Here is a 255-nt window from a genome sequence, read left to right as displayed (position 1 = left end):
GGTGGCCATGCCGACGAGCGACACCACCCACATCCAGAAAATGGCGCCCGGCCCGCCCAGGGCAATGGCGGTGGCCACGCCCGCGATATTGCCCACGCCGATGGTCGCCGCCATCGCGGAAGTCACCGCCTGGAAGGGCGTGATCGCGCCCTCCTCGGTATCGATCTCGCGGCTGAACAATCGCCCGAAACTGTGCTTCCAGGCGTGCCCGAGATGGCGAAACTGGAAGAAGCCGAGCCGCAGCGTCAGGTAGAC

1 protein-coding gene is annotated in these 255 nt (G+C 66.7%); it reads right to left on the bottom strand.

Annotated features, from left to right (window positions below; genetic code table 11):
* A partial coding sequence (locus SB717_RS37695) for an alanine:cation symporter family protein (protein ID WP_410908274.1) occupies window positions 1-255 on the bottom strand: 255 nt, incomplete at both ends.

It is taken from the genome of Priestia sp. SIMBA_032, from assembly GCF_046535215.1.
GTDB classification, from domain to species: domain Bacteria; phylum Bacillota; class Bacilli; order Bacillales; family Bacillaceae_H; genus Priestia; species Priestia aryabhattai.
Note: the sequence above shows the minus strand (reverse complement) of the source record. Positions and strands in the feature narration are given on the sequence as shown.